This window comes from Variovorax sp. PAMC28562, from assembly GCF_014303735.1.
GTDB lineage: Bacteria > Pseudomonadota > Gammaproteobacteria > Burkholderiales > Burkholderiaceae_C > Variovorax.
On sequence record NZ_CP060296.1, the window covers coordinates 1,098,216 to 1,115,163 of the forward strand.

Annotated in this window: 19 protein-coding genes; 10 read left to right on the top strand and 9 right to left on the bottom strand. The window is 64.4% G+C overall.

Going from position 1 to position 16,948, the window contains the following annotated elements; genetic code table 11:
- Positions 1-4: 4 nt before the first annotated feature.
- The gene (locus tag H7F36_RS05195) at positions 5-391 is read right to left on the bottom strand and encodes a hypothetical protein (protein WP_187053674.1); all 387 of its coding nucleotides are present in this window, start codon (positions 389-391) and stop codon (positions 5-7) included.
- Positions 392-402: 11 nt separating this feature from the next.
- Positions 403-1,005, bottom strand: coding sequence for a GAF domain-containing protein (locus H7F36_RS05200; protein ID WP_187053675.1), 603 nt, complete (start codon positions 1,003-1,005; stop codon positions 403-405).
- Between the two features lie 271 nt (positions 1,006-1,276).
- On the opposite strand from H7F36_RS05200, the gene H7F36_RS05205 reads away from it, so the two are divergent.
- On the top strand, positions 1,277-3,118 hold the full coding sequence (locus tag H7F36_RS05205; RefSeq protein WP_187053676.1) for a DEAD/DEAH box helicase: 1,842 nt from the start codon (positions 1,277-1,279) through the stop codon (positions 3,116-3,118).
- A gap of 36 nt (positions 3,119-3,154) precedes the next feature.
- On the top strand, positions 3,155-3,631 hold the full coding sequence (locus tag H7F36_RS05210; RefSeq protein ID WP_187053677.1) for a peptidylprolyl isomerase: 477 nt from the start codon (positions 3,155-3,157) through the stop codon (positions 3,629-3,631).
- Between the two features lie 51 nt (positions 3,632-3,682).
- On the opposite strand, the gene H7F36_RS05215 is transcribed toward H7F36_RS05210, so the two are convergent.
- The 5 genes from H7F36_RS05215 to H7F36_RS05235 are packed head-to-tail and all read right to left on the bottom strand — an operon-like array spanning position 3,683 to position 7,923.
- Positions 3,683-4,813, bottom strand: coding sequence for a DMT family transporter (locus tag H7F36_RS05215; protein WP_187053678.1), 1,131 nt, complete (start codon positions 4,811-4,813; stop codon positions 3,683-3,685).
- Positions 4,810-5,139: a YnfA family protein gene (locus H7F36_RS05220; RefSeq protein WP_187053679.1), complete on the bottom strand. Its 330-nt coding sequence runs from the start codon at positions 5,137-5,139 to the stop codon at positions 4,810-4,812. Before H7F36_RS05220 ends, H7F36_RS05215 begins: the two co-directional genes overlap by 4 nt.
- A gap of 49 nt (positions 5,140-5,188) precedes the next feature.
- Entirely contained in the window at positions 5,189-5,914 is a 726-nt protein-coding gene (locus H7F36_RS05225; RefSeq protein WP_187053680.1) for a glycine zipper 2TM domain-containing protein, read from the bottom strand.
- Complete coding sequence (locus H7F36_RS05230; protein ID WP_187053681.1) at positions 5,911-6,702, bottom strand: trypsin-like peptidase domain-containing protein; 792 nt, start codon at positions 6,700-6,702, stop codon at positions 5,911-5,913. The genes H7F36_RS05225 and H7F36_RS05230 overlap by 4 nt, the downstream gene beginning before the upstream one ends.
- A 33-nt stretch (positions 6,703-6,735) precedes the next feature.
- The gene (locus tag H7F36_RS05235; protein WP_187053682.1) at positions 6,736-7,923 is read right to left on the bottom strand and encodes a YihY/virulence factor BrkB family protein; all 1,188 of its coding nucleotides are present in this window, start codon (positions 7,921-7,923) and stop codon (positions 6,736-6,738) included.
- 208 nt (positions 7,924-8,131) lie between these two features.
- On the opposite strand from H7F36_RS05235, the gene H7F36_RS05240 reads away from it, so the two are divergent.
- Genes H7F36_RS05240 through H7F36_RS05250 form a run of 3 tightly spaced genes read left to right on the top strand, consistent with a single transcriptional unit; the run spans position 8,132 to position 9,970 of the window.
- The gene (locus H7F36_RS05240) at positions 8,132-9,208 is read left to right on the top strand and encodes a pirin family protein (RefSeq protein WP_261802505.1); all 1,077 of its coding nucleotides are present in this window, start codon (positions 8,132-8,134) and stop codon (positions 9,206-9,208) included.
- Between the two features lie 4 nt (positions 9,209-9,212).
- Positions 9,213-9,428, top strand: coding sequence for a SlyX family protein (locus tag H7F36_RS05245; RefSeq protein WP_187053684.1), 216 nt, complete (start codon positions 9,213-9,215; stop codon positions 9,426-9,428).
- A gap of 26 nt (positions 9,429-9,454) precedes the next feature.
- Complete coding sequence (locus tag H7F36_RS05250) at positions 9,455-9,970, top strand: GAF domain-containing protein (RefSeq protein ID WP_187053685.1); 516 nt, start codon at positions 9,455-9,457, stop codon at positions 9,968-9,970.
- A gap of 12 nt (positions 9,971-9,982) precedes the next feature.
- Here the strand turns inward: H7F36_RS05250 and H7F36_RS05255 are convergent, their stop codons facing one another.
- Positions 9,983-11,299 carry an Nramp family divalent metal transporter gene (locus H7F36_RS05255; RefSeq protein WP_187053686.1) on the bottom strand — a complete coding sequence of 439 codons (1,317 nt, stop codon included), beginning with the start codon at positions 11,297-11,299 and terminating at the stop codon, positions 9,983-9,985.
- A gap of 55 nt (positions 11,300-11,354) precedes the next feature.
- Positions 11,355-11,588, bottom strand: coding sequence for a general secretion pathway protein GspL (locus H7F36_RS05260; protein WP_187053687.1), 234 nt, complete (start codon positions 11,586-11,588; stop codon positions 11,355-11,357).
- Positions 11,589-11,804: 216 nt separating this feature from the next.
- On the opposite strand from H7F36_RS05260, the gene H7F36_RS05265 reads away from it, so the two are divergent.
- From H7F36_RS05265 to H7F36_RS05285, 5 genes are all read left to right on the top strand, one after another.
- Positions 11,805-12,113 (top strand): putative quinol monooxygenase, encoded by a 309-nt coding sequence (locus H7F36_RS05265; protein ID WP_187053688.1) that lies wholly within the window; start codon positions 11,805-11,807, stop codon positions 12,111-12,113.
- A 108-nt stretch (positions 12,114-12,221) separates the two neighbouring features.
- Entirely contained in the window at positions 12,222-12,995 is a 774-nt protein-coding gene (locus tag H7F36_RS05270) for a PAS domain-containing transcriptional regulator (RefSeq protein WP_187053689.1), read from the top strand.
- Positions 12,996-13,149: 154 nt separating this feature from the next.
- Positions 13,150-14,013, top strand: a complete 864-nt coding sequence (locus tag H7F36_RS05275; RefSeq protein ID WP_187053690.1) for an FAD binding domain-containing protein — start codon at positions 13,150-13,152, stop codon at positions 14,011-14,013.
- A gap of 26 nt (positions 14,014-14,039) precedes the next feature.
- The gene (locus H7F36_RS05280; protein ID WP_187053691.1) at positions 14,040-14,531 is read left to right on the top strand and encodes a (2Fe-2S)-binding protein; all 492 of its coding nucleotides are present in this window, start codon (positions 14,040-14,042) and stop codon (positions 14,529-14,531) included.
- Positions 14,528-16,942 carry an aerobic carbon-monoxide dehydrogenase large subunit gene (locus tag H7F36_RS05285; RefSeq protein WP_187053692.1) on the top strand — a complete coding sequence of 805 codons (2,415 nt, stop codon included), beginning with the start codon at positions 14,528-14,530 and terminating at the stop codon, positions 16,940-16,942. Before H7F36_RS05280 ends, H7F36_RS05285 begins: the two co-directional genes overlap by 4 nt.
- Positions 16,943-16,948 lie beyond the last annotated feature (6 nt).

A 16,948-nucleotide genomic window follows, 5' to 3' on the forward strand; every position in this document is an offset into this window, starting at 1 on the left:
CAGGCTACACCAGCCCTTCGACCGTCGCCTGCAGCTGCTGCGAAAAACCTTTGAGCTTCGGCGTGTCCAACGCGTAGGCCAGCGTCGTGGCACCGACCAGCATCATCACCAGCGTCTTGCCGGGTTCGCCGGCAGCCACTGCCAACGCGGTGGCGTCTACCGGTCGCAAGCTCAGCGTGCCGTCGCTCTCGAAGTGCTGCGGCAATCGCTGGATGTGGCCGGCGGCCCAAGAGACCTTCGACAGCAGGTGAATCATCTTGCCGATGTCGGCGACCAAAGCCTCGATCGGCACGGGGCCTTCGAGCGTGTCGATGGTGAGATTGAACTTCAGCCCGTCATCGTGAAGCGATGCATTGCTGAAGCCGGCGAACGTGCGGTGATCCGTGACCATGGTCCTGGCGTTCAGTGCGCTCGGCGCGACGACACCAAGTTGTCGGTGGGCTCCAGCGACCAGTTGGCCATCGCCATGTCGGCCTCACGCGCTCGCACTTCGTCGATTCGGCGCGCAGTGAGCTGCGCCGACATCTCGAGCTTTTTCAGATCGCGCTGCGTCAACTCTTCGTTCACCGCAAAGCTGAAGCAGCACAGCGTGCCGTAGATGCGTCCGTCGCTCAGCACCACCGGCACGCTCATAAAACTTCCGAGCGGAAACGGCACCTTCGGCAAGTCTTTTGCGCCGGCGTAGTTGGGAAAGTCCTTGATCATGTTGGGCATCCGGCCGTCGACCACGCGCTGGCAGAAGGTCGACTCCAGCGGATGCGACTGACCTTCTTCGAACATGCGCTTGTCGGCATCGGCCTCGATGCGGCGGAACACACGCCGGCCATCGACGAACTCCGAGACGAACACGACGTCCATGTCGAGCTTCTCTCGCAGCAACTTGAGCACCTCCGACACGGCGCTGCTCACCAGCGGATCGCCACCTTCGGAGGTGGCAACGAGCAATTCGGAAACCCTCACCTCGAAGGCATCGGGCGCGTAGTCGGATGGATGGAGTGCGTACATAGGCTTGCGCTCGATGGTGCCGAACCTGAACGCATGCAATCGCTCGATGTGAGGCTGAATCGCATGTCGATTTCACAGATTCGCCCGAGTCGACTATCACGCTGTAAGCCTTTTTCATTCAGCGCTTGCACAAACGCCGAACTGCGTTGTCAAGTAAGTCACGGCAGCCCCGAACGCGGGGTCAGAGGCATGTTCAAGCGCCGCGGCGCTGGGCATGATGCTTTGCGAACAAATGTCATTTTTCCCCGGCGCCACCAGCAGACCTCACCTCATGTCCACCCTGATTCCTGCCCTGAACACCTGCGTGTCGCGCATGACGACAGGCGAGCGGCGTCTTGCTGAAAGGCTCGAGCAAAAGCTCGGCAGCAACTACCTCGTCTGGTACGACGTGCCGGTCGGCCCGAAGCGGCTGCACCCCGACTTCATCGTGCTGCATCCGCGCCGCGGCCTGCTGGTGCTGGAGGTCAAAGACTGGAAGCTCGACGACATCCGCCAGGCCGGCAAGCTGAGCTTCGAGGTGGCGCCCGAAGGCGTGCCGCGCAGCGTCATCAATCCGCTGGAGCAGGCGCGCCAGTACGCGCACCAGATGGTGGCGGCCCTCACGCAAGACCCGCAGCTGGTTCAGGACGAAGGCAAATGGCGGGGCATGCTGAGCTTTCCGTGGAGCTATGGCCTGGTGCTGACGCACATCACGCGGCGCCAGTTCGTCACGGCCGAGCTCGACTGCGTGATCGATTCGCAGCGCGTCATCTGCAGCGACGAAATGACCGAGACCGTCGACCCGCAAACACTCAAGAGCCGGTTGTGGAACATGTTCCCGGCGCTGATGCACGGCATGCTGTCGATCCCCAACATCGATCGCGTGCGCTGGATTCTTTTCCCTGAAGTGCGTGTGGACGCCGATGCCGACATGCAGGTCAGCCTGGACATCCCGCTCGACCTGCCCGACACGATGACCGTGCTCGACATTCAGCAGGAGCGGCTGTCCCGTAGCCTCGGCGACGGCCACCGTGTGATCCACGGCGTGGCGGGCTCCGGCAAAACGCTGATCCTCGCGCGCCGCGCCGTGCAACTGGCCAAGCGCGTCACCACCAAGCCGGTACTCGTGCTTTGCTACAACGAGCCATTGGCGGTGCAGCTCGCGTCGGTCATCGCGAGCAAGGGGCTCGCCGGCAAGGTGCATGTGCGCCACTTTCACAAGTGGTGCCGGGAGCAACTCGTCAGCTACGGGCAAGCGCTGCCGGTGTCGACGGAAACTGAAAAGCTGAGCACCGCCAAGCTGATGGAAGCCTTCGTGCAGCGGCTCGTTCGCGCGGTCGACAAGAAGCAGGTGCCGTCGGGGCAGTACATGGCAGTGCTCATCGACGAAGGCCATGACTTCAAGCACGAGTGGTTGAAGCTGGTGGTGCAAATGGTCGACCCCGACACCAACAGTTTGCTTTTGCTGTACGACGACGCGCAGAGCATCTACGAAAGGCACCGCACTCGCAAGTTCAGCTTCAGGAGCGTCGGCATCCATGCGCAAGGGCGCACATCGATGCTCAAAGTCAACTACCGCAACACGAAGCAGATTCTCGACACCGCGAGCCGCATCGCCGGCACGTTATTGATGGCAGACAAGTCAGACAACGGCAGCGGTGACGAAGACGACGGCATCCCGTTGCTGCATCCGGTGAGCAGTGGCCGCGTCGGCCAAGAGCCGACCGTCGTCCGCATGCCCAACCTGCAGGCCGAGGCCTTGAAGATTGCCGAGCTGTTGAGTGCCGCCCACTTCGAGGGCCACGCCTGGGGCGACATGGCCGTGATCTGCCGCCATCACACGGTGATGGACGAATGCGCCAAGGTGCTGGAAGAGCGGATGCTGCCGCACCAGGTGCGCAAAGGACTCGGCACCTTCGACCCGGAGGCAGACACGATCAAGGTGATGTCGATGCACGCGAGCAAGGGGCTTGAATTTGGCGTCGTGGCGTTGATGGGCGTGGAAGAAGTCGTCGGCAATGCGGTCGCCGACCCGGACGAGGCGCGACTCTTTTATGTAGCTGCGACGCGGGCGAGGAGCAAGCTGCTGATCACCGCGAGCAACTCGAAGCCGGCGCAACCGGTTGCGGCTTGAGCAGACGCAATCTCCAGTAATGGAGAAAATGGCGTCATGCAAATCCAAAAAGACACCGTCGTCACCCTCCTCTACAAAGTCTTCGACGCCAAGGGGAAGCTCATCGAAGAAAGCAAAGACCCGATGGTCTATCTGCATGGCGGCTACGACAACACGCTGCCCAAGATCGAAGAGGCGCTCGATGGCAAGGAGCCCGGCTACCAGGCCGTGCTGCAGCTGCAACCCGAAGACGCCTTCGGTATGCGCGATGAGACGCTGACACAAGCCATCCCCAAGAGCGAATTTCCGCCGGGCGTGAAAGTCGGCGGCAAGCTGTCGGGCCGCACAGAAGATGGCACCGAGCACGTCTTCACAGTCATGAAGGTCAAGGGCGACAAGGTGCTGCTCGACGGCAACCATCCGTTGGCGGGCATGGAAGTGCGGTTCAACCTGAAGGTGATGGAAGTGCGCGCGGCGTTGCCGGTCGAGATCGAGCACCGGCATGTGCATGGGGCGCACGGTCACCATCATTGAGGTTTCCTGGCGAGCCGCAGCAATCACGGCTTCCCAGCTTTTCGTTGGGTCCTAGTGCGGATGCGCATGGTGCGCGTCGGGCACATGCGAGTGCGCATGGCGCAACGGCGTGTGCCAATGCGGATGGCTGTGGGCGCCGGGCGGCACCGGGTCTTCAGCGCTATCGTGCGAGTGATCGTGATGCCCATCGTCGTGCGTGTGCGCATGCTCATGGTCGAGCACCGCATGGTCATGTGTGTGCGCATGCGATTCGGCCAAGTGCAACGCCACGCCAGCGAGCATCAACGCGCCTCCGATCGCCATACCCCAACTCAAAGACCGATCACCCAGCGCCATCGCGAGCAGCGCGCCGATGAAGGGCGCGAACGCGAACACCGAGCCCGTGCGTGCCGCCCCGAAAGCCCGCTGCGCCAGCAGATAGAGTCGCAAACTCAGACCATAGCCGCACGCGCCGATGACAAGCAAAGCGACCGCAGCCGCCCAGCCCGGCAGCGACTCGCCGGCCACCACCGCGAGCAGCGCCGTGGCCCCGACACCGAGCAGCGATTTGCCGAGTACGACCTGGCCCGGGTCACGCTCGGCGAGCGCGCGCGACAGCGTGTTGTCGATGCCCCAAGCAGCCGTCGCAGCCAGCACCGCGAGCAGACCGAGCAATTGCGTGCCGCCGCTCAAACCACGGTCGAGCACGAGCACGATGCCCCCGAGTAGCAGCAAGCCCATCGCGCTGGCGACACGGTGGTCCATCGACTCGCGGTAGAGCGCTCGCGCCAGCACTGCCGTGAACAACGCTTCGAGCGCGAGCATCAATGATGCGCTGGTGCCACTCGTGTGCTGCAGGCCCCATGCGAGCGCGACGGGGCCGATGGCGGCACCGAAGATCGCCATCCATGCGAGTCGCTTCAAGTCAGTACGACGCAGCGCAGCTTCTTGCGTGGGCGGCCGTCGCAACCAAGCGCCCATGAGCGCCGCACCGCCATACAAAAGCGCCGCTGTCGTGAAGGCTCCGGCATGCGCGCCGGCCCGCTGGACCAGCGGCGTGCTGATGCCGAACAACACGGCGGCAAGCAAGGCCAGCAAGCCGCCTTTGAATGCGGGATGTGCAGCGTGGACGTCATGTGCAGGCTGCACGTTCAAATGATCGTGTTGACCGTCGTGTTGACCGTCGTGTGGATCGTGGCTCATGGCGAGACCTGTGGCGGCTGAAAACTGATGATCGCCATGCCTGCCAACGCGACCGCGCTGCCAGCCCAGTCCCACGGCGTCGGCCGGATGCCGTCGACTGCCCAGAGCCACACGATGGCGACCCCGATGTACACACCACCATACGCCGCATACACGCGCCCGGCTGCCGCGCCATGCAACGTAAGCAACCATGCGAAGAGCGCCAGCGACAAGGCGGCAGGCACAAGCAGCCAGGCCGATTTATCTTGCTTCAACCAGAGCCAAGGCAGGTAGCAGCCGACGATTTCTGCCAGAGCGGTGGCGACGAAGAGCAAGAGGGTGCGCATGAACGCATTAAACCCGCGCCTGAGGTTTCAACGTCTCGACACCGGCACATCAGAGGTGTCGGTTGGCAGGCTGCAGCACCTGACCCTTCAACGTGACGTCTTTGCCAACGGGCGGCGCGCTGCGCGTCTCGACGGTGCGACGCGAGCCGTCGTCCATCCGCACGGTCACTTCGTAGCGCGTCAGCGTGTGCGTGCGGCGCTCGATGTGGTTGCCCAGAAATCCACCGCCGACCGCGCCCAGCACGGTGGCCGCAGTCCGCCCGCCGCCATGCCCGATCTGGTTGCCGACCACACCACCGACGACACCGCCCGCCACGGCGCCGACACCGCTGGTGGGCTGCTCGCTCTGCACGGTGCGGACCGATTCGACGTGCCCGCAGACGGTGCAGAGCGGGGGCGCGGGGGGCGCTGCGGCGAAGGCTACCGAAGGGGCGGCCTGCGGCGCCGCGCCCACCAACATCGGTACGCGCGAGGCTGACGGCGCGGACCCGGCGGGCCCGGGCGCCGCCGTCGCCGACGGGGGCGCAACTGGCAGCGGCGGCGGAATGCCATCGTCAGGTGCGGGCTGCAGGCTCGCGAGATTGGCAGTGGCGGTGGTGGCAGCTGGCGTCGCCATCCTGGCAGCGTCGCCGGTGCCTTGCTTCAGCAATACACCGCCCATCGCAATGACGGCGACCGCCAATATTGCGATGGCGGCCCACAGTACGCGTGGGCCGCCAGGCGAAGTCGGAGTCGATGCGGGATTCGAGGACTCAAGGTTTCGATCGGAGTTCATTTCCCCAATTTAGTGCTGCCCGCGGCTCCGTCAATAGGAGGCGACGCCGTCTGAAGTCCGGCAGGCACATCGGCCGTCAAGGTCAGCAGGATGTCGGCGTACCAGGCGCAGTTGAGCCCCAGCGATTCGTCGAGTACCAGATCGCGCGTGCCCATGTCCATGCGCGCCGAGTGCACGCCCAGCAACTTCCAGGGCAGCTTGGGATCACCGCCCGGCGCGCGCATGACGACCGGCGCACCGCTGGTGCCGCGGTGCGTGCGCGCATCGGTCAAGAAGAAGCCCTGGCCCTGGAAACGGATGCCGAACGACGATGCGATGACAGCGTGTCGTACCACCGGGAGGTGATAGACGACGTCGTGAAAGCCCAGCGGGTAGCCAACGACCAGCAGTGCGCTGCCGACCTCGACCTCGTCGAGCGTGCTTTGCAGGTGTTGGGTCGTGAAGCACTGGATCGCGACCGAGGGCGGCAGCAGCGCGCGGTCGATCTCGATCGCCGCCACGTCGATCTCACCGCCCGGGTCGCTGCCCTGGCGCCACACGCTCTTGCCGTCTTTGTAGAGCCAGAGCGTGAGCTGGGTCGACAGCGTGAGGTTGACCGCGTCGGTGTGCAGCTCGATGTCGATGCGGTTGGGAAAGTGCTTGGTCGGCGTGTCGATGACGACATGCCGGCTGGTCACGAAAAAGAGCTTGTCGTCGCGCTCGAAGAAGAAGCCGCTGGCCCCGGTCATCAACTTGTCTCCGTCATAGGTGGAGACGCGGGCGGTAGTGAGCAGGATGGGTTCGGCCATTCCGCTTTGTACAGGAACGAACTGTCGGCGTCGTTACGCTCGGGCGCCCCGCCCGCGCGCGTGCTCGCGCTGGCCCTTGCTTCGCAACTTGCGATCGCTTTTGAGCTGCCGCTTTTGCCAACGCCCGACCGCGGCGCTGACCGCCGTGGCCACCGCCAGCAGCACGACTTTGCGTGCCAGCGTGGCGACGGCGAGGTTGATGCGCTGGTCGACCTCCCGGTTTGCCTTGGCAGCGCGGGCCAGGTCGGCGGGCTCTGCAGCGGTGTCCATGTCCATATTCGACTTTGCCTTCGCACCCGGTGCGGCGTGAAGGTCCGTCCCTGCATCCGACGTGGCCGCCGCGACCTTGGTCGCCATCACCGCTTTGGCACCGGCGACCGAGCCATGCTCGTCGGCGTACACCTTGGTGAACTCCGCGCCCAGCAAAAAGATCTGCGCTGCGTAGTAGACCCACGCCAGAAGCACGACCAGCGACCCCGCCGCCGCGAAAGACTCGTTGACACCGCTCTTGCCCAAATAGATGCCGATGGCGATCTTGCCGATCTCGAAGAGCACCGCGGTAACGATGGCGCCAATCCACACGTCGTGCCAGCGGATCGGCACGGTCGGCATGAACTTGAAGATCATCGCGAACAGGACCGTCGTGATGCCGATCGACACCAGCACATTCACGCCCTGCAGCAGCAGCTCCCAGCCCGGCAGCAGGCCGGAAGTCCAGCTGCCGAAAGCCGCGACGCCGGCGCTCACGACCAACGACACCATGAGCAAAAACGCCAGCCCCAGGATGAGCCCGAACGACAGCACCCGCGCGCGCAGGATGCCCCAGACGCCGGTCGGTTTTTCTTTCTCGGGCACATGCCAGATGCGATCGAGCGCGCTCTGCAGTTCGGCGAAGACCGTGGTGGCGCCGATGATCAGCACCACGATGCTGATGCTGCCGGCGATGAGCCCGCGCGAAGGCGAACTCGCGCTCTTGATGAGCCCCTGGACAGCAGTCGCGCCGTCCTGCCCGATAAGCCCCGACAACTGCGCCGCGATTTGCCCCTGCACCGCCTCCTGCCCGAACAACGCGCCTGCAATGGCGATGACGATGACCAGCAACGGCGCCAGCGAAAACATCGTGTAGTACGAAATGGCCGCGCCCATGCTTGGCGCGAAGTCGTCCACCCAGGCCGTGACAGCCTTGCGGCAAAGGTCGAACAGGTGCTTTGGTTTAATCATGTTTTTCCCCTCCAGGAACCGCACGACTATGCGCACCTGCGTTGGAAGATTCATGCGCCAAAGCTGCGAAGCGAAGTAGGCGAAATTCGATACGCGCAACCACAGTGGCGCGCATCGTTCCATCGGTGAGCCGCTGCGTCTTGCCCCGGCGCCCTTTCATCGCAGGCGGATGGCCTCATATTCGAGTGACCAAATGAAGGAATCCGCCATGTCTGCGATGCCCGCCGCTCTCGCCCATCCCATCGTCTCGGTCCAGCCGCTCGGCTTCCCGTGGCAGACGATCGACCCGTTTTTGTTCTGCGTCTATCACGACGATGCGTACCCGCAGGCCAACGCCGCCATGGGCCCCGACGCGCCGCTCGAAGGCCGCGAGCTGGGCCACGACTTCAGCCGCAAGGACGGCTGGAGCATGTACCACGGCAACCCGGTGCCGGGTTTTCCGGGGCACCCGCACCGCGGCTTCGAGACGGTGACCATCGTGCGCAAGGGCCTGATCGACCACTCCGATTCGCTGGGCGCCACCGCGCGCTTCGGCGGCGGCGACGTGCAGTGGCTCACGGCCGGCAAGGGCATCGTGCATTCGGAGATGTTCCCGCTGCTCGACTCCACTGCGGCCAATCCGTTGGAGCTGTTCCAGATCTGGCTCAACCTGCCGGCGCGCAACAAGATGGTGGCGCCGCACTTCACCATGTTCTGGTCGGAAGACATTCCGCGCTTTACCGTGACCGATGCCGATGGCCGCAGCACAGAGGTGGCGAGCATCGCGGGCCGCATCGGCCCGGTCGAAGGCGCGCCTGGTGAAGGCGGGCCGCTGGCGCCGCCGCCGGATTCATGGGCCTCGCAACCCGACGCCGATCTGGCGATCTGGACGTTGAAGATGCAGCCCGGCGCCCGCTGGACGCTGCCAGCCGCGCGCGGCGATGGAACGCGCCGCATGCTGTATTTCTTCAAGGGTGCGTCGGTGTCGGTGGCCGGCCAGGCCGTGGACAACCACGCGGCGATCGAGCTGCGCGGCGATGCGTCGGTCGAGCTGGTCAACGCTGGTGATGACGTGGCCGAATTCCTCGTGATGCAGGGTCGCCCGATCGGCGAGGCGGTCGTTCAGTACGGCCCGTTCGTCATGAACACGCAGGCCGAGATTGCGCAGACGATGCAGGATTACCGCCGCACCCAGTTCGGCGGCTGGCCGTGGAAGGACGACGCGCCGGTGCACGGCCGCGACCCGGCGCGCTTTGCGAAGCACCCGGGCGGGCGCCAGGAACGGCCGGCGCCTCGTGTCCAATAGCGGCATGGACGCCACGCAAGACATCGACCGCCGCCTCGAGGCCCTGGAAATCAAAGTGAGCTACACCGAAGACCTGCTGGAGCAGCTGAACATAACGATCTACCGGCAGCAGCAGCGGATCGACGGCCTGCTGCATCAGCTGGCCGAATTGCGCCAGCAAACGCCCGAAGACGCGGCAGGCCATCGCAGCGCGCGCGACGAATTGCCGCCACACTACTGATCGATGCTTTTCACGGACCTTCCAGCATGACCGACAAAACGACCGCCCGCTCCGCCAACGAAGTCGCGCGCATTGCCGAGCTCAAACGGATGGCCATCCTGGACACCGACGAAGAGAAGGCTTACGACGACATCACGCGCATGGCAGCCAGCATGTGCGGTACGCCGATTGCCCTGATTTCGCTGACTGACAGACACCGTCAATGGTTCAAGTCCCGCGTGGGGGTGCAGATGACCGAGGCGCCCCGCGAATCCTCGTTCTGCGCGCATGCCCTCGAGACGCCGACCGAGCCGTTCGTGGTGCAGGACGCTTCAAAAGACCATCGCTTCAAAGCCAACCCGCTTGTCACCGGCGACCCGAATATTCGCTTTTACGCCGGCGCACCGCTGGTAACTTCGAGCGGCCAGGCATTGGGCGCCGTGTGCGTTCTGGACAGTGAGCCGCGCGACATCACGCCAGAGCAAATGGAACAGCTGCAATTTCTCGCCCAACAGGTGATTACGCTGATGGAAAGCCGCTTGTCCGGGCCGACGGCTGGCTGAGACAACGACGCGTCAGGTAAAAACCGACACGACCAGCCAGGCGTTGGCGACGCTGATGGTCCCAAAAAGCGCCCAAGCCGTCGTTTTGAGCACTGGCCCATTGGCGAATTTTCCCATCAGTGCATGGTCGCTGGTGAGGCGGATCAGCGGCCAGATCGCGAAGGGCAGCTGAAAGCTCAGCACCACCTGGCTCAACACCAGCATCTTGCCGACGCCGCTTTCGCCGAACCACCAGACGCCGATGAAGGCCGGCACCAGCGCCAGCCCGCGCGTAATAAGGCGGCGCTGCCAGCACGGGATCTTCAGGTCGAGGAAGCCTTCCATGATGATCTGGCCAGCGATGGTGCCGGTGAAGGTCGAGCTTTGCCCCGATGCCAGCAACGCCACGCCGAACAGCGTCGCGGCCAGTGCGCTGCCGACGACCGGTTCGAGCAGCCGGTAGGCGTCGCCGATGTCGCTCACGTCGCGATGGCCATTGCTGTTGAAGGCACTGGCCGCCAGCACCATGATGGCCGCGTTGACCAACAGCGCGAGCGACAACGACACTACCGCATCGATGGTGCAGAAGCGCACCGCCTCGCGACGACCGGCCTCGTCGCGTGCCGACAGCCGTGTCTGCACGATCGACGAATGAAGGTACAGGTTGTGCGGCATCACCGTGGCGCCGACGATGCCGATCGCCAGGTACAACGCACCCGGTTGCTGCAAGCGTTCGAAGCTCGGCACGAAACCCATCGCCACCCCGAACCAGTTGGGTTGCGACATCGCCAGCTCGACCGCAAAGCAACCCGCGATGGTCACGACCAGCCCGAGCACGATCGCTTCGACACGACGGAATCCTGCCCCCTGCAAACCGAGCACCAACAACGTATCGAAGGCCGTGATGGCGATGCCGACCGGGATCGACACGCCGAACAACAGGTGCAATGCCAGCGCACTGCCGAGCACTTCGGCCAGGTCGCAAGCGACGATGGCGAGCTCGGCGCCGAGCCACAGGAAGCGGTTGACGGCCGGTGAGTAGCGCTCGCGACAGGCACGCGCCAGGTCTATCTGCGCGACCACGCCCAGCCGAACGCACAGCGTCTGCAGCAACATGGCCGTGAGGCTTGCGAGCAGTACGACGAATAGCAGCCCGTAGCCGAACTTGGAGCCGGCCTCGATGTCGGTCGCCCAGTTGCCCGGGTCCATGTAGCCAACCGACACCAGCAGGCCCGGACCGGCGTAGCGCAGCAGTTTCTTGAAGAACGGCAGACCCGGATCGACGGCGACGCTGCCTTTGACTTCAGAAGGGCAAAACGGCGCGGTGGCGGTACGGGGAAGCGAAAACATGGCGGGATGATAGGGGCCGCACAAAAGCCGCGTTTCTGCCCGCGTTTCCGGTCGGTCAGCGTGCAGCGACCACGCGACAGGCGTCCCTGGTTCGGGGCGACGCCGTCTCCAGGCATCGTGCCTCGGCCACCCGGGCAGCAGCTTCGGCCACATTGCGTTCTTGCGCCGAATCGACCTGTGACTGGGCCAGCCAGCGCACCAGAAAGACCTGGACGACGAGCACGCCGAGCAGCGCGCCCACCAGCGTGGAGCGCCATTTCCCGGCACGGTGCGAATTTTTCTTGGTCATTTCTTGGCCCTCCCTTGCGCGACTCGACTCATAGAACAGCCGCACCTGCAGCCATCCGCCCGCAGTGCGCGTGACAGAGCGCTTTGTGGGGAGGTCGATTGTCAGTGCCGACAAATCGGGCCGAGCGGCATTGCTTCACGAATTTTTGGATTCGCGTTTAGATTCAGCCCCGACACAACACCTTCGACAACAACCATCCAACCGAGACCTTTCCTCATGATCAACGTCATCGCCATCATCGTCACCAAGCCCGGCCTGCGCGCCCAGGTGCTCGAACTTGCCGCCGCCAACCGACCTGCCGTGCTGGCCGAGGCCGGCTGCATCGAGTACGCCGCGGCCATCGACGCAGCCGGCTTGCCGACTTCGAAGGCCACCTTCGGACCCGACACCTTCGTGGTGATCGAGAAGTGGGAGAGCCTGGCCGCATTGCAGGCGCACGCCGTCGCGCCGCACATGGTCGCCTATGGTGCGAAGACCAAGGACATGCTGGCCAGCCGGATGATCCACGTACTCGATCCGGTTTGACGGACGCGGGCCGAGCCCGTTTCCCCCCAGCAGGCGCGGCAGCGAAATCAGTGCTTCAATCGCGCTCCAGGGCGAGGATCACTAAAAAAAAGCGCACCGGAGACACCCATGCAAAGCCGCAGCCCCTTGTACCTGCTCGAACGGTTCGATCCGGGCGTGGTACACCTCGATCGCGAGCTGCGCGTGGTGGCGATGAACAGCCTGGCGCGGCGCCTGCTGCCGGTCGAGGACAAGCAGCCGTTCGAAAAAATGGTGCTGTCGTTTCATCCCGAGCGCTCGGTCGCCAAGGTCAAGTTTCTGCTCGACCAGGCCGAGTGTCCGGTGAGCAATCCGCCGCCGATGACGATGATCATCAACATCCCCGAGCGGGTGCTGCTCATCAAGGTCACCAAGCTCGGCGACCTGCGCGGCGACACGGCGGGGTACACGCTGATCTTCTACGACATCACCGAACTGGTCAGTGGCGAGGCGCCGCCGGTCTCGACCGAACCGACGCTCAAGCCGCCGGCCAAGCGGCAGCTGAACAAGATCCCGACCGTCTCGCAAAACCGCATCGTGCTGGTCGATGTCGAGACGGTGACGTACATCCGCTCCGAAGGCCACTACACGTGGGTGAGCACCGCGCTGGGCTCCAGCTTCTGCAACCTGAACATCGGCGATCTGGCCGATCGGCTGGATGGCGCTTCGTTCTTTCGCATCCATCGCAGCTACCTCGCGAACCTCGATTTCGCCGAGCAGATCCTGCGTGACGATGGCAAGGTCAGCCTCAAGCTGCGCGGTGAAACGACTGCATTGCCGGTGGCGCGCACCAGCGTTGCCAAGCTGCTCGAACAGCTCGGTATCGGCGAAGCCGACGCACTCAAAGCCGACCTCCGCAACTGATTCGGGATAACCCGAAGCGGAGCTTCGGCACCCGCCGTTCATGCGCGCAGCGCCGCACTTCGTGCATGCGCAGCCGTCGTTCGTGCGTCGGATTCGTCCGGCGCAGGCAGCGCGTCTTACCGTCTCCCGGCACCCACGACTGGAGACAAAAAAGATGATCCCTTCCGGATTCGACTATCACGCGCCGCGCACCGTAGCCGACGCCATTGCGCTGCTAGGGCAGTACGGCGGCGACGCCAAACTGCTGGCCGGCGGCCACAGCCTGCTGCCGATGATGAAGCTGCGCTTCGCACAACCGGCGCACCTCATCGACCTCAACCGGATCGAGTCGATGCGCGGCATTCGTGAAGAGGGCGGCACGATCGTGATCGGTGCGATGACAGTCGAGCGCGACCTCATCTACTCGACCTTGCTGCAGCAAAAAGTGCCGCTGCTGCCGATGGCTGCACAGCACATCGCCGACCCGCAGGTGCGCAACCGCGGCACCATCGGCGGCGACATCGCGCACGGCGATCCGGGCAACGACCACCCTGCCCTGTCGATCGCACTCGATGCGGTGTTCGTGCTCGAAGGGCCGAACGGCACCCGACAAGTGAAGGCCGATGGCTTCTTCCAGGGCACCTACATGACCGACATGGCCGAAGACGAAGTGATGGTCGCGATCCGCGTGCCCGCCTTTGCGCCCGGCACCGGCTACGCCTACGAAAAGCTCAAACGCAAGACCGGCGACTGGGCCACCGCCGCCGCCGCGGTCGTGCTGCGCATGGACGGCGGCAACGTGAGCCACATTCGCATCGCGCTGACCAATCTGGCGCCGACCGCCTTGCGTGCGACAGATGCCGAAGCAGCGCTGCTCGGCAAGCCGCTGACCGACGCGGCCATTGCCGATGCAGGTGCCCGTGCCATGGCCATCTGCGATCCCGCGGAGGACCTTCGCGGCAACGTCGAATACAAGACCGCGATGGCCGGGCAGATGGTCCAGCGCGCCCTGCGCCTGGCGCTGGCCCGCTGCAAATAGCCGAACGAGAAGCAAGGAAACAACCCATGGGCAAGCAAATCATCAACGTCAGCGTGAACGGCAAACGGCTTGAAAAAGCGGTCGAGCCGCGCACGCTGCTCATTCACTTCCTGCGCGAAGAGTGCCATCTGACAGGCGCCCATATCGGCTGCGAAACCAGCCACTGCGGCGCTTGCACGGTCGACCTGGATGGCGAGTCGGTCAAGAGTTGCACGCACCTGGCCGTCCAGTGCGACGGCTCCGAGGTACTGACCGTCGAGGGGCTCGCCAAAGGTCCGCTGCTGCACGCCGTGCAGGAGGGCTTCTACAAGGAGCATGGCCTGCAATGCGGCTTCTGCACGCCCGGCATGCTGATGCGTTCCTACCGCTTCCTGCAGGAGAACCCGAACCCGAGCGAAGACGAAGTACGTGCCGGCATCGGCGGCAACCTGTGCCGCTGCACCGGCTACCAGAACATCGTGAAGGCCGTGTTGTACGCGGCGGCCAAGCTGCAACAAACCGAAAGGGCGGCCGCATGAACGCACCGATCGATCCCAAATTGCTGGAGCGTTCAGCCGCCTTGCAAGGGCTGGGCGACAGCCGTCTGCGCAAGGAAGACGCGCGCTTCATTCAAGGCAAGGGCAACTATGTGGACGACATCAAGATGCCCGGCATGCTGCACATGGCCATCGTGCGGTCGCCGGTCGCTCACGCGCGCATCAAGCGCATCGACAAGAGCGAAGCGCTGAAGATTCCCGGCGTGATCGCGGTCTTGACGGCTGAAGACCTGAAGCCGCTCAAGCTGCACTGGATGCCGACGCTGGCCGGCGACGTGCAAGCGGTGCTGGCAGACGAGAAGGTGCACTTCCAGATGCAGGAAGTGGCCGTTGTCGTCGCTGAAGATCGCTATGCGGCCGCCGACGGCGTCGAGGCGGTGATCGTCGAATACGACGAACTGCCGGTCGTCCTGGACCCCTTTGCCGCACTCGAGCCCGATGCGCCGGTGCTGCGCGAAGACCTGGCCGGCAAGACCGAAGGCGCGCACGGCAAGCGCGACCACCCCAACCACATCTTCACCTGGGAGGCCGGCGACAAGGCTGCGGCGGATGCAGCCTTCGACACCGCACCGGTGACCGTGAAAGAGCGCATCTTCTATCCGCGTGTGCATCCCTGCCCGCTGGAGACCTGCGGTTGCGTTGCCTCGTTCGATCCGATCCGCGGTGAGCTCACCACCTACATCACCTCGCAGGCGCCGCACGTGGTGCGCACCGTGGTGTCGCTGCTGTCGGGCATACCGGAATCGAAAGTCCGCATCGTGTCGCCCGACATCGGCGGCGGCTTCGGCAACAAGGTGGGGATCTACCCCGGGTATGTGTGCGCCATCGTCGCGAGCATCGTGCTGGGCAAACCGGTCAAGTGGATCGAAGACCGGATCGAGAACATCTCGAGCACGGCCTTTGCGCGGGACTACCACATGGACGGCGAGATCGCCGCCACCGCCGACGGCAAGATCCTCGGGCTGCGCGTGAACGTGATTGCCGACCACGGCGCCTTCGACGCCTGTGCCGACCCGACCAAGTACCCGGCCGGCATGTTCCACATCTGCTCGGGCTCGTACGACATTCCGGCCGCCTGGTGCAGCGTGAAGGGCGTCTACACCAACAAGGCGCCCGGCGGCGTGAGCTACCGCTGCTCGTTCCGCGTGACCGAGGCGGTGTACGTGATCGAGCGCATGGTCGACATCCTGGCTCAGAAGCTCGGCATCGACAAAGCCGAGATCCGTGCGAAGAACTTCATCCGAAAAGAGCAGTTTCCGTACACCTCGGCCTTCGGCTTCGAATACGACTCGGGCGACTACCAGCCCGCGCTCGACAAGGTGCTCGCCGCTGTCGACTACAAGGGCCTGCGGGTCGAACAAGCGGCCAAGCGCGCCGACCCGAACTGCCCGACCCTGATGGGCATCGGCCTGGTCGCCTTCACCGAAGTGGTGGGTGCAGGCCCGAGCAAGATGTGCGACATCCTGGGCGTCGGCATGTTCGACAGTTGCGAGATCCGCATCCATCCGACCGGCAGCGCCATCGCACGCATGGGCACCATCTCGCAGGGGCAAGGTCACCAGACCACGTATGCGCAGATCATCGCGACCGAATTGGGCATTCCGTCGGAAATTATCCAGATCGAAGAAGGCGACACCAGCACGGCGCCGTACGGTCTCGGCACCTACGGCTCGCGCTCGACACCGGTGGCCGGCGCGGCCATCGCACTGGCATCCCGAAAGATCCACGCCAAGGCGCGCAAGATCGCCGCGCACCTGCTCGAAGTCGGCGAGAACGATCTCGACTGGGAGATCGATCGCTTCAAGGTCAAGGGCGACGACACGCGCTTCAAGTCGATGAAAGACATCGCGTGGGCCGCCTACCACCAGGCACCACCGGGGCTCGAACCCGGACTGGAGGCGGTGCATTACTACGACCCACCCAACTTCACGTTTCCCTTCGGCGTCTACCTGTGCGTGGTCGACATCGACCGCGGCACCGGCGAGACGAAAGTGCGTCGCTTCTACGCGCTCGACGATTGCGGGACGCGCATCAACCCGATGATCATCGAGGGCCAGATCCACGGCGGCCTGACCGAGGGCTATGCGGTCGCGATGGGCCAGCAGATGCCGTTCGACGCGCAGGGCAATCTGTTGGGCAACACGTTGATGGATTACTTTTTGCCGACCGCCGTCGAGACGCCGAAGTGGGAAACCGACTTCACCGTGACGCCGTCGCCGCACCATCCGCTGGGTGCCAAGGGCGTCGCCGAATCGCCGCACGTGGGATCGATCCCGACGTTTACTTCTGCGGTCGTCGATGCTTTCGCGCATCTCGGCGTGAAGCACATGGTCATGCCGCACAGCGCCTACCGCGTCTGGCAACAACTCAAGGAAAGCGGTGTCGCGCTCTGACGGGCG

Coding starts and splice junctions, on each gene's coding strand:
- H7F36_RS05230 (WP_187053681.1), bottom strand. CDS start 6,702: ATGGCCGAACCCATCCTGCTCACTACCGCCCGCGTCTCCACCTATGAC.
- H7F36_RS05220 (WP_187053679.1), bottom strand. CDS start 5,139: ATGCGCACCCTCTTGCTCTTCGTCGCCACCGCTCTGGCAGAAATCGTC.
- H7F36_RS05205 (WP_187053676.1), top strand. CDS start 1,277: ATGTCCACCCTGATTCCTGCCCTGAACACCTGCGTGTCGCGCATGACG.
- H7F36_RS05210 (WP_187053677.1), top strand. CDS start 3,155: ATGCAAATCCAAAAAGACACCGTCGTCACCCTCCTCTACAAAGTCTTC.
- H7F36_RS05260 (WP_187053687.1), bottom strand. CDS start 11,588: ATGACCAAGAAAAATTCGCACCGTGCCGGGAAATGGCGCTCCACGCTG.
- H7F36_RS05245 (WP_187053684.1), top strand. CDS start 9,213: ATGGACGCCACGCAAGACATCGACCGCCGCCTCGAGGCCCTGGAAATC.
- H7F36_RS05240 (WP_261802505.1), top strand. CDS start 8,132: ATGTCTGCGATGCCCGCCGCTCTCGCCCATCCCATCGTCTCGGTCCAG.
- H7F36_RS05275 (WP_187053690.1), top strand. CDS start 13,150: ATGATCCCTTCCGGATTCGACTATCACGCGCCGCGCACCGTAGCCGAC.
- H7F36_RS05225 (WP_187053680.1), bottom strand. CDS start 5,914: ATGAACTCCGATCGAAACCTTGAGTCCTCGAATCCCGCATCGACTCCG.
- H7F36_RS05200 (WP_187053675.1), bottom strand. CDS start 1,005: ATGTACGCACTCCATCCATCCGACTACGCGCCCGATGCCTTCGAGGTG.
- H7F36_RS05285 (WP_187053692.1), top strand. CDS start 14,528: ATGAACGCACCGATCGATCCCAAATTGCTGGAGCGTTCAGCCGCCTTG.
- H7F36_RS05215 (WP_187053678.1), bottom strand. CDS start 4,813: ATGAGCCACGATCCACACGACGGTCAACACGACGGTCAACACGATCAT.
- H7F36_RS05250 (WP_187053685.1), top strand. CDS start 9,455: ATGACCGACAAAACGACCGCCCGCTCCGCCAACGAAGTCGCGCGCATT.
- H7F36_RS05270 (WP_187053689.1), top strand. CDS start 12,222: ATGCAAAGCCGCAGCCCCTTGTACCTGCTCGAACGGTTCGATCCGGGC.
- H7F36_RS05280 (WP_187053691.1), top strand. CDS start 14,040: ATGGGCAAGCAAATCATCAACGTCAGCGTGAACGGCAAACGGCTTGAA.
- H7F36_RS05255 (WP_187053686.1), bottom strand. CDS start 11,299: ATGTTTTCGCTTCCCCGTACCGCCACCGCGCCGTTTTGCCCTTCTGAA.
- H7F36_RS05265 (WP_187053688.1), top strand. CDS start 11,805: ATGATCAACGTCATCGCCATCATCGTCACCAAGCCCGGCCTGCGCGCC.
- H7F36_RS05195 (WP_187053674.1), bottom strand. CDS start 391: ATGGTCACGGATCACCGCACGTTCGCCGGCTTCAGCAATGCATCGCTT.
- H7F36_RS05235 (WP_187053682.1), bottom strand. CDS start 7,923: ATGATTAAACCAAAGCACCTGTTCGACCTTTGCCGCAAGGCTGTCACG.